1 protein-coding gene is annotated in these 11,342 nt (G+C 72.1%); it reads left to right on the forward strand.

Going from position 1 to position 11,342, the window contains the following annotated elements:
• Window positions 1-35: 35 nt before the first annotated feature.
• On the forward strand, window positions 36-11,333 hold the full coding sequence (locus E0L36_RS27470; protein WP_258015926.1) for a type I polyketide synthase: 11,298 nt from the start codon (window positions 36-38) through the stop codon (window positions 11,331-11,333).
• Window positions 11,334-11,342: the final 9 nt, after the last annotated feature.

Consider the following 11,342-nt stretch of genomic DNA (forward strand, 5'->3'; position numbering starts at 1 on the left):
GTCACATCGTGCGGCGATCCATCGGGGGTAGCGAAATGACGAATGAAACGAAGCTCCGCGAATATCTGAAGATGGCGACGGCCGAGCTCCACCAGGCGCGACGGCGAGCCGACGACATGGAGGCGGCTCGCACCGAACCCATCGCCATCGTCGGAATGGCCTGTCGCTACCCGGGCGGTTCCACGTCCCCCGAGGATTTCTGGCGGCTCATCAGCTCCGGTGGAGATGCGATCACCGAGCTGCCGAGGGACCGCGGTTGGGACATCGAGGCGCTGTGTTCACCCGATGCTCAGGGGAATGGCGGCACGTACGTCAGGGAAGGTGGCTTTCTGGAGGACGTCGCGGGGTTCGACCCCGAGTTCTTCGGAATATCGCCACGTGAGGCGCTCGCGATGGATCCCCAGCAACGGCTGCTGCTGGAGCTGTCCTGGGAGGTTTTCGAACACGCGGGCCTGGATCCCCACTCTCTCGGGGGACGGGAGGTCGGCGTCTTCGCCGGGAGCAGCATCATCGACTACACCCCGGCACTCAGGGATATTCCGGACGGGCTCGGTGGTCATCTGATGACCGGCGGCTCCGCCGCTGTGATCTCCGGCCGTCTGTCGTACCAACTCGGGCTCCAGGGTCCGGCGATGACCGTGGACACTGCGTGCTCCTCCTCACTGGTCGCGCTGCACCTGGCCGCCCAGGCGCTTCGACGTGGCGAGTGCTCGATGGCGCTGGCCGGCGGCGCGACGGTGCTGGCGTCCCCGGTCCAGTTCGTCGGCTTTAGCGCTCAGCGCGGACTCGCGCCGGACGGACGCTGCAAGGCATACTCGGCGGCGGCCGACGGCTTCGGACTGGCCGAAGGGGCCGGACTGCTGCTTCTGGAGCGCCTGTCGGACGCGCGGCGCCACGGTCACCAGGTGTTGGCGGTCATCAGCGGGTCCGCCGTCAACCAGGATGGCGCGAGTAACGGCCTGTCCGCTCCCAACGGGCGGTCGCAACAGCGCGTGATCCGTGCGGCGCTGGCCGACGCGGGGCTCTCACCGCATCAGGTCGACGCGGTGGAAGGCCACGGTACCGGCACGTCGCTGGGCGATCCGATCGAGGCCCAGGCGCTGCTCGACACCTACGGCCAGGACCGCGAGTCTCCGTTGTGGCTGGGTTCGGTCAAGTCCAACATCGGCCACACGAGCGCCGCCGCCGGTGTGGCGGGCGTGATCAAGATGGTGCAGGCGCTGCGCCACGACGTCCTCCCTCCCACACTGCACGCCGCTGAACCGTCCCCGCACGTCGACTGGGCCTCCGGCGCCGTCTCGCTTCTGACCGGGGAAGTCGCCTGGCCGGAACGCGAGGGTCGCGTGCGCCGCGCCGGGATCTCCTCGTTCGGCATCAGCGGCACCAACGCCCACGTGATCCTCGAACAGGCCGCGTCAGACGAGGTGGTCGACCGCCCCGACGCGGACACCACGGCACCCGTCACGAGCGTCGCCCAGGCCACGGCCCCGGACACGCTTGTGCCGTGGGTGCTCTCAGCGCACAGCCCGGCCGCCCTCCAGGCCCAGGCGGCACGGATGCACACGTACGCCGCAGAGCGGCCCGGCCGGTCCGCGGCCGCTGTGGGCGCCGCTCTCGTCACGGGGCGGGCCGCGCTCCGGCATCGCGCCGTCCTCTTGGCGGCGGACGACCGGTCGCGGCGGGAGGCGCTCGATGCCCTCGCCACCGACCGTCCCGACGGTCACGTGGTGACGGGTGTGGCGGTCGAACGCGCGGACCGCCCGGTGTTCGTCTTCCCCGGCCAGGGTGCGCAGTGGGCGGGCATGGGCGTGGAGCTCGCCGCCGCCAGCCCCGTGTTCGCCCACGCGTTGGAGGAGTGCGCCGTGGCGCTGCGGCCCTGGGTGGAATGGGACCTGCTGACCGAACTGCGCGGTGACCTGACCCGGGTGGATGTGGTGCAGCCGGCATCCTGGGCGGTGATGGTGGGGTTGGCGCGGCTGTGGGAGAGCTACGGCGTCGTCCCCGCGGCGGTGGTGGGGCACTCCCAGGGCGAGATCGCCGCCGCCGTCGTCGCTGGTGGCCTGTCGCTGCGGGACGGTGCCCGGGTGGTCGCGCTGCGGTCCCGCCTGATTGGTGAACAGCTTGCTGGAGCCGGGGCCATGGCCTCGTTCGCGCTGCCGGCCAAGATGATGACTGACTGGCTGGAGGGGTACGCGGACCAGGTCTCGGTCGCGGCGGTCAACGGCCCTGAGTCGACGGTCGTCGCCGGTGATCCGGCCACTGTGGCCGAACTGGTGGAGAAGGCCCGCGGAGAGGAGGTCTGGGTCCGGCCCATCGCTGTCGACTACGCCTCCCACTCGGCGCAGGTCGACGGCGTACGTGAGGAGTTGCTCAGGGCACTGGCCGACATCGCCCCGCGGTCCGGCCAGACACCGTTCCACTCGACCGTGACCGGTCACCTCACTGGCACGGAGAACCTGGACGCCCACTACTGGGCGGACAACCTTCGGCACACGGTGCGCTTCCAGGAGGCGGTCCGGGGCTTGCTGGAACGCGGCACGAGTACGTTCGTCGAGGTCAGCCCCCACCCCGTCCTGACGGTCGGCCTCCGCGAGACCGCACGGGTCATGGGCGTCGAGGCAGCGGTGGTCTCCTCGTTGCGACGTGACGAGGGAGGCGCCGGACGTTGGGTAGGCGCGCTGGCCGAGGCATGGGTCAACGGCGTGCCGGTGGACTGGAAACCGCCGTCCGTGGCTCCGGCCCGCACCGATGCCCATGTGTCCGCCGAACTGCCCTCCTACGCCTTCCAGCGCGGCAGGTACTGGCTGGCCGACCGGTCCGACGGGGTCCCCGCCGACGCCGTGGGGCTGGGCCTGACCGGCGCCGACCATCCACTGCTGGGCGCCGCCGTGGCCCTGGCGTCCGCCCAGGCGCAGCCCGATGGCGACGCCCTCATCCTCACGGGGCGGCTCTCCCTGCACACGCACCCCTGGCTGGCCGATCACGCAGTGGCGGGGACGGTGCTGCTCCCAGGCACCGCGTTCGTCGAGATGGCCGTCCGGGCCGGCGACGCGGCGGGCCGCAGCCACCTTGAGGAACTGACGCTGGAAGCGCCCATGGTCCTTCCGGCTCAGGGCGCCGTGCAGCTCCAGGTGAGCGTCGGAGCGCCCGCACCAGACGGCCGCGGCACCGTCGCGGTCCACTCACGCCCCGAACGCGGAGACGGCGATCCGCTCGAAGCCGCCGACTGGACACGCCACGCCGCAGGTGTGCTGAGCCCGGAGCCGGCGGACGACGCCGCGCAGTCCCTGCTCGGAGAGGCTTCCTGGCCGCCCGCCGGCGCCACGGCCGTCGACGTAACCGACTACTACGAGGGTCTCCACCGCTCCGGCTACGGATACGGCCCCGCGTTCCAGGGGTTGCGGGCGGCGTGGCGGCTCGGCGACGACGTCTACGCGGACATTGCCCTGCCGGACGCGCGACGCCAAGAGGCGGAGCGTTTCGGCCTGCACCCCGCCCTGTTGGACGCCGCACTGCACGCCGCGGGTGTCGGCGGACTGTTCGCCGACGCCGGCACACCGCGTCTGCCGTTCTCCTGGGAAGGCGTGTCGCTGTACGCGTCCGGTGCCACGGACCTTCGCGTCCGGCTGTCACCCGCGGGCCCCGAAGCCATGGCCGTCACGGCCGCCGACGCGACGGGCCGCCCGGTCCTTTCGGCACGGTCGCTGGCGACCCGCCCGCTCTCCGTCCGGGGGCTGGACGAATCCCGCCATCGCTGGGCCGATTCACTGTTCCGGCTGGACTGGCAGCAGGCGTCCGCCGCGCCGCACCAGACCGGGCCGAGCAGCGCGCGGACAGAGGCTCGATGGGCGGTCTGCGGCGACGCGGGGACGTTCCCGGCGGCCCGTGGCCTGGGCGAGGAGACCTTTCGGGACGTGCCTGAGCTGCTCGCTCGCACGGACGGCGGTGCCACTTTGCCGGACGCCGTGCTGTTCCCCGTTCCCGCCCGCGAGGCCGTGGGCTCCGGCGTGGTGCGGGCCACGCTGCACGAGGTCCTCGGTGGGATCCGTCAGTGGCTGGCGGACGAGCGGACCGTCGCTTCCCGCTTCGTCGTGGTGACCCGGGGCGCGACGACGGGGGAGTGCCTCGCGGCCGGATCCGTGTGGGGCATGGTGCGCTCGGCGCAGAGCGAGCATCCCGAACGCTTCGCCCTGATCGACCTCGACGAGGAGGCGGCGCGGGACGAGCCCGGGACTGCACTGTGCGGAGCCGCCTCCCTGATCCTGGCGGGCGAGCCGCAGGTCGCCGTCCGGCGCGGCGAGCCGATGGTTCCACGGCTGGTCAGGGCCGACTCCGGGGAGGCGCTGATCCCTCCGGGCACGCGGCCGTGGCACCTGGACATCCCGGAACCCGGCACGTTGGAGAACCTCGCTCTCACGCCTCATCCAGGGGCCACCGCTGCGCTGGGAGAGCGCGAGGTCCGCGTCGCGGTCCGGGCAGCAGGGGTGAATTTTCGTGACGTACTGATCGCACTCGGCATGTACCCGGAGAACGCGGTGATGGGTGGTGAGGGCGCTGGAGTGGTCACGGACGTGGGCGCCGCCGTCACGGGTGTGACTCCCGGCGACCGCGTGATGGGACTGCTGGACGCGGGCATGGGCCCCACCGCGGTGACCGACCACCGGCTCGTGACGCACGTACCGGACGGCCTGACCTGGGAACAGGCCGCCGCCCTTCCGGTCGCCTGCCTGACCGCGGCTTTCGGGCTGGAGGACTTGGGCAGGGTGGAGGCCGGCGACCGGGTTCTGGTGCACGCGGCCGCCGGCGGCGTCGGCATGGCCGCCGTACGGCTGGCGCGACACCGTGGGGCCGAGGTCTTCGCGACCGCGAGTGAGGCGAAGTGGCCCACCCTGCGGGCGATGGGCTTGGACGACGAGCACATCGCCTCCTCGCGTACCACCGTGTTCGAGGAGACTTTCCGCGCCGCGTCCCGTGGACAGGGCATGGACGTCGTTCTCAACTCCCTCGCCGGTGAGTTCGTGGACGCATCCCTCCGCCTGCTGGCCACCGGCGGCCGGTTCGTGGAGATGGGCAAGACGGATGTCCGAGACCAGCAGCGGGTCGGCGAGGACCACCCCGGAGTGATCTACGAGGCGTTCGACCTTCTGACGGCGGCGGGTCCCGAGCGCCTCCGGGAACTGCTGGAGACCATCACGGTGGCCCTGTCGGAGGGCTCGCTGCCGCCCCTGCCCACGATGGCCTGGGACGTACGCCGCGCGGTCGGCGCGTACCGGTACATGAGTCAGGCCCGGCACACCGGCAAGCTCGTGCTGACCATCCCCCGGGCCCTGGACCCTGAGGGTACCGTGCTGATCACCGGCGGCACCGGGACCCTGGGCGGCCTCATGGCCCGCCGCTTGGTGACCGAGCACGGTGTGCGTCACCTGCTGCTGACCAGCCGTCGGGGCGCCGAAGCACCCGGAGCCGACCAACTGCGAGAGGAACTCGCGGCGATGGGCGCCGAGGCGCGCATCGTCTCCTGCGACGCCGCGGACCGTGACGCCCTGGCGCGGACACTGGCCGACGTGCCCGCGGAACACGCCCTGACTGCGGTGGTGCACACCGCCGGCGTACTCGACGACGGCATGCTCGACTCCCTCACCGACGAACAGCTGGAGCGGGTGCTCAAGCCCAAGGTCGACGCCGGCTGGAACCTGCACGAGCTCACCCGGGACGCCGACCTGGGCGCCTTCATCCTGTTCTCCTCGGCGGCGGGCGTACTGGGCGGCCCCGGACAGGGCAACTACGCGGCGGCCAACGCGTTCCTCGACAGCCTGGCAGCGCACCGCAGGGCACAGGGGCTGCCCGGCGTCTCCCTCGCCTGGGGCCTGTGGGCCGAACACAGCGGGATGACTGGTCACCTCAGCAGGGAGGACCGGGCTCGCCTGGCCCGCAGCGGCATCGTTCTGCTGTCCAACGAACGCGGTCTGGAACTCTTCGACGCCGCCTTGCGACTCGACGAGGCCCTGCTGCTCCCGGCGCCGTTGGACGCGCGGGCACTGCGCACGCAGGCGGGCGCGGGAACGCTCCCGGCGATCCTGCGGGGGCTGGTGCGCGGCCCCGTCCGGCGCGCTGTCGCGTCGACGGCGGACGTGGATGAGTCTCCCCTGTTGCAGCGGCTGGCGGAACTGCCCGAGAACCGGCGCGAGCAGGCGCTCAGCGACCTGGTGCGCGACCAGGTCTCGGTGGTGCTGGGCTTCACGGGGGCCAGCTCCGTCGACCCGGGCAAGGGCTTCAAGGAACTCGGAATCGATTCCCTCATGGCGGTCGAGCTGCGCAACCGCCTGAGCGCGGCCACCGGGCTGCGGCTCTCGGCCACGCTGGTGTTCGACCATCCGACACCGGCCGCGCTGGCCCGGCACCTCGGGTCGGAACTGCTGGACACCGGCATCGTCCAGACCGCGACCCAGGCTCCCCCGGTGGCAACGGTGACATCCGCGCCGCCCGAGGACGACCCCATCGTGATCGTCTCGATGGCGTGCCGCTTCCCCGGTGGGGTGGCCACGCCGGCGGAGCTGTGGGACCTCGTCGCTGATGGCACCGACGCGATCACCGAGGTACCGGCCTGGCGTGGCTGGGACGAGGCGGCCTTCTACCACCCCGACCCCGAGCACCCGGGCACAAGCTACCTCCGCCGAGGCGGCTTCCTGAACGACATCGCTGACTTCGACGCGGAGTTGTTCGGTGTCTCCGCCCGTGAGGCGCTCGCGATGGACCCGCAGCAGCGGGTGCTGCTGGAGACGGCCTGGGAGACGTTCGAGCGGGCCGGTATCCCTCCGGACACGGTGCACGGCAGCCGGACTGGCGTGTTCGTCGGCATGGTGGCCCAGGGCTACGTGTCGCGTGTCCGGAAGGTTCCCGAGGAGCTACAGGGCTATGTGGCCACCGGCAACGCCGGAAGCGTCGGCTCCGGCCGGATCGCCTACACCCTGGGTCTGGAGGGCCCCGCGGTGACGGTGGACACGGCCTGTTCCTCCTCGTTGGTGGCCCTGCACCAGGCGGTGCAGTCCCTTCGGCAGGGGGAGTGCGACCTGGCCCTCGCCGGTGGTGTCACGGTCATGTCCGAGCCCAGCCTGTACGTGGAGTTCAGCAAGCAGCGGGGACTCGCCGCGGACGGCCGTTGCAAGCCCTTCTCCGCCGCCGCCGACGGGTTCGGCCCCGCCGAGGGTGTGGGTCTGGTGTTGGTGGAGCGGTTGTCGCGGGCGCGGGAGCTGGGACATCGGGTGTTGGCGGTGGTGCGGGGTTCGGCGGTGAACCAGGATGGCGCGTCCAACGGTCTGACGGCGCCGAACGGGCCTTCGCAGCAGCGGGTGATCAAGGCGGCGCTGGTGAACGCGGGGCTGGCTCCGCATGAGGTGGACGCGGTGGAGGCGCACGGTACGGGGACGTCCTTGGGCGATCCGATCGAGGCGCAGGCGTTGCTGGCGACGTACGGGCAGGGCCGCCCGGAGGGGCGTCCGTTGTGGCTGGGATCGGTGAAGTCCAACATCGGCCACACCCAGGCCGCGGCGGGGATCGCCGGTGTGATCAAGATGGTGATGGCGATGCGGCACGGGAAGCTGCCGCGCACCCTGCACGTCGATGAGCCCTCCCCGCACGTCGACTGGTCTGACGGTGGCCTCGGGCTGCTCACCGAAGCCAGGCCGTGGCCCGTCTCGGACGGGCCCCGCCGGGCCGCGGTGTCCTCGTTCGGCATCAGCGGCACCAACGCCCAACTGATCCTGGAACAGGCGCCCGAGACCGTGCCCAACGAGGAGGAGCGCGCGGCGCGGGCCCCGGACGCTCCGGCCCCACTGCCTCTGATCGTCTCGGGCCGGGGCGAGGCCGCGGTCCGTGCCCAGGCCGCCCGTCTGAAGGAGTTCATGACGGGCGACGACACGGTGCGGCTCCCAGATATCGCACACTCGCTGGCGACGACCCGTGCCGCCCTCGAACACCGCGGCATCGTGGTAGCCCGCGACCGCCATGAGGCCGTCGCGGGCCTGACCGCGCTGGCCAGCGGCGCGCCGACCGCCGCTGTGGCGGACGGGTCCGTGCGTCCCGGCGGTGGCACCACTGGGTTCATGTTCGCTGGCCAGGGTGCCCAGCGACTCGGCATGGGCCGCGAACTCCACGCCACTCAACCGGTGTTCGCGCAGGCGTGGGACGAGATTCGCGCCGTCTTGGACGTCTCGCTGCCCGCTCCGTTGAATGAGATCGTCTGGGGCGAGGACCCCGCGCTGCTCGACGCCACCCGGTGGGCCCAGCCCGCGCTGTTCTGCTTCGAGGTGGCGCTGTTCCGGCTCGTCGAGTCCTGGGGTGTCCGGCCGGACTTCGTGATCGGCCACTCGGTCGGTGAGATCGCCGCCGCGCACGTGAGCGGGGTGCTGTCGCTGGAGGACGCCTGCCGTCTGGTGACCGCGCGGGGACGACTCATGCAGGCACTCCCCTCCGGTGGTGCCATGGTGGCCGTCGCCGCGTCGGAGGAGGAGGTCCGCGCGGCGCTGGCGTGCCATGACGAGTCGGTGGTCGGGATCGCCGCTGTCAACGGACCCGCGGCCACCGTCGTCTCCGGAGCGGAGGACGTGGCGGTCGCCCTCGGTGAGGAGTTCTCCAGGCGGGGCGCGAAGACTCGGCGCCTGTCGGTGAGTCACGCATTCCACTCACCGCTCATGGATCCGATGCTCGACGAGTTCCGCGCGGTGGCCGAGGGGCTGGACTACCTTCCCCTGCCCCAGGGCGTGGTTTCCACACTCACGGGCACCGTGGCGGACGGGGAGGAGTGGACGACTGCCGGGTACTGGGTGCGGCACGTCCGGGAGCCGGTCCGCTTCGCGGACGCGGTGGCGGAGCTGGAGGGCCTGGGTGTCCGTCACCTGCTGGAGATCGGCACGGACGGTGCCCTGGCGGGAATGGCCTGGCAGTGCCTGGCCGAGCCGGACGCGGTCACCGTGACGTCCCTGGGACGCAAGGACCGGACGGAATCGGTCGCGCTGCTGGAAGGTCTCGGTCGGGCGTGGACCGTGGGGGCCGACGTCGACTGGGCCGCCGTGTGCAGCGGTGGTCGCCGCATTGACCTGCCGACCTACCCGTTCCAACGCCGCCGGTACTGGCTGGAGGCGGACGAGACGCTCACCGACGCCGTGCCGATCTGGGACGAGGCGCGGTTCTGGGAGGCCGTGGACCGTGGTGACGCCGAGGAACTGGCCACGGCGTTGCGTGAGACCGGTGGCGAGGTGGGTGAGGGTTCTTTAGCGGAAGTCCTGCCCGCCTTGTCCTCCTGGCGACGCCGGCGGCTGGCCCGATCGCAGGTCGACTCGTGGCGGTACCGTGTCACCTGGCGGCCGCTGGTGCCGCCCGCCGCGGAATCGTGCGCCCTGACCGGCCAGTGGTGGATGATCGTCCCCCCCGGCGTGCCCGAACAGGTCGTCGCCGACTGCGTGCGGGCGTGGGAGGAGCTCGGAGCCGAGTCCGTCGTCCCCGTCAAGGTTGAGGACACCGACGTGTCTGGTGTCCTCAAGGAACTCTCCACCGCCCGGGACACAGTGGGCGGGCTCGTCTCACTGCTCGGGCTCGACGAGAGCCGTCACCCGGAGTTTCCCGACCTGCCGCGCGGGTGGGTGACCACCGGCTCACTGGTCGAGGGCTTGGCCGAGGCGGACTGTGGCGGGCGGCTGTGGTGCGTGACCCGGGGCGCCTTCCCCGTCGTGCCCGGCGAACCGCTGGGTGACGCGCGCCAGTCGACGATCTGGGGGCTCGGCCGCGTTGCGGCGCTGGAACTCCCGAAGCACTGGGGCGGTCTGGTCGACCTGCCCACGGGGCCGCTAGACGCCGGGACGTGGACCCACGTGGCCCGGGTGATCGCCTCCGGACGGGAGGACCAGGTCGCGCTACGCACGGACGGCGCGCGGGCGCGCCGTCTGGTACGGGAGGAAGCGCGGCCCTGGAACGGCGCGGACGAATGGCTGCCCACCGGCACGGTGCTCATCACGGGTGGTACGGGAGCACTCGGCTCCCACGTGGCCCGCTGGGCTGTCGAGCAGGGAGCGGAACGCGTGGCGCTGCTCAGCCGTCGCGGGCCGGACGCACCGGGCGCCGCCCGGCTGTGCGAGGAACTGGAGGTCCATGGCGCCGACGTGGTGACCGTGGCCTGTGACGTGGCCGATCGCGCCGCGCTGGAGGCCGCGGTGGCGGAGGTGGAGACCACCGGGCCGCCGGTGCGTGCGGTGGTCCACGCCGTGGGCGAGACGCACGCCGGTGGGCTGGGGGAGACCGACCTGGCCGCCTGCGCGCGGGTCTGGCAGGGCAAGGTGACCGGGGCGGCGCACCTGGACGCGATCTTCCGGGACTCCGTGCTGGACGCGTTCGTGCTCTTCTCGTCCCACGTCGGCGTGTGGGGCGGCATCCGGCAGGCGGCACATGCCTCGGCCGACGCCTTCCTCGGCGTTCTGGCTGACCGGCGCAGGGCCCACGGCCGCACGGCGACCACCATCGCCTGGGGGCCCTGGGACGACGCGGACGCGGCGCACCAGGACGAGGACGCCCTTCGTCTCCTGGAACGCCAGGGGCTGAGTGCCCTGCCCCCACCGGCCGCGCTCACCGCCCTGTCCCGGAGCGTGGGACTGGACGAGACCGCGACGGTGGTGGCCGACGTGGACTGGGACCGGTTCGCCGGGTTCCTCACCACCGAACGCCCCAGTCCGCTGCTGAGCGAACTGACCGAGATCCGCGCGTTGGTCACCCACGACGACACGATGGCGCCAGCCGGGCACGACGCGCGGGTCGAGCAACTGCGTCAGCGGCTCACCGCCGCGTCGGAGTCCGAGCGTCTGCGACTCGTGGTGGACCTGGTCCGTGAACACGCGACAGCCGTCCTGGGCGGGCGCGGGCACGGCGACGGCAGCAGCCTCGGTGCGGAACAGCCGTTCAAGGCCGCGGGATTCGACTCGCTCGCCGGAATTGAGCTGCGCAACGCCCTCACCCGTGCCACCGGCGTACGACTGCCCGCGACGGCGATCTTCGACCACCCCACTCCCGCCGCCCTCGCCGCCAGTGTGCTTGGCCGGGTCGTCGGAGGGGGCACGGGCGGCGGAGCCCCGGTCATGGGGGATCTCCAGCGGCTGGAGCAGTCGGTGCTCTCGCTGTCGGCGGAGACAACGGCTCGGGACGAGATCTCCGTGCGACTACGCGCCTTGCTGGCCCACCTGGACAACTCCGTCGGGGCCGGCGAGGACCAGGCCCTGACCGACACGGTCGAAGACGCCTCGGACGACGAACTCTTCGACCTCCTCGACGACCGACTCGAAACTCCCTGACGTGGCTCT

Source organism: Streptomyces sp. AJS327 (genome assembly GCF_013450295.1).
Lineage (GTDB): Bacteria > Actinomycetota > Actinomycetes > Streptomycetales > Streptomycetaceae > Streptomyces.

Excerpts from the sequence above, each read along its gene's own strand:
- E0L36_RS27470 (WP_258015926.1), top strand. The coding sequence starts at position 36 with ATGACGAATGAAACGAAGCTCCGCGAATATCTGAAGATGGCGACGGCC.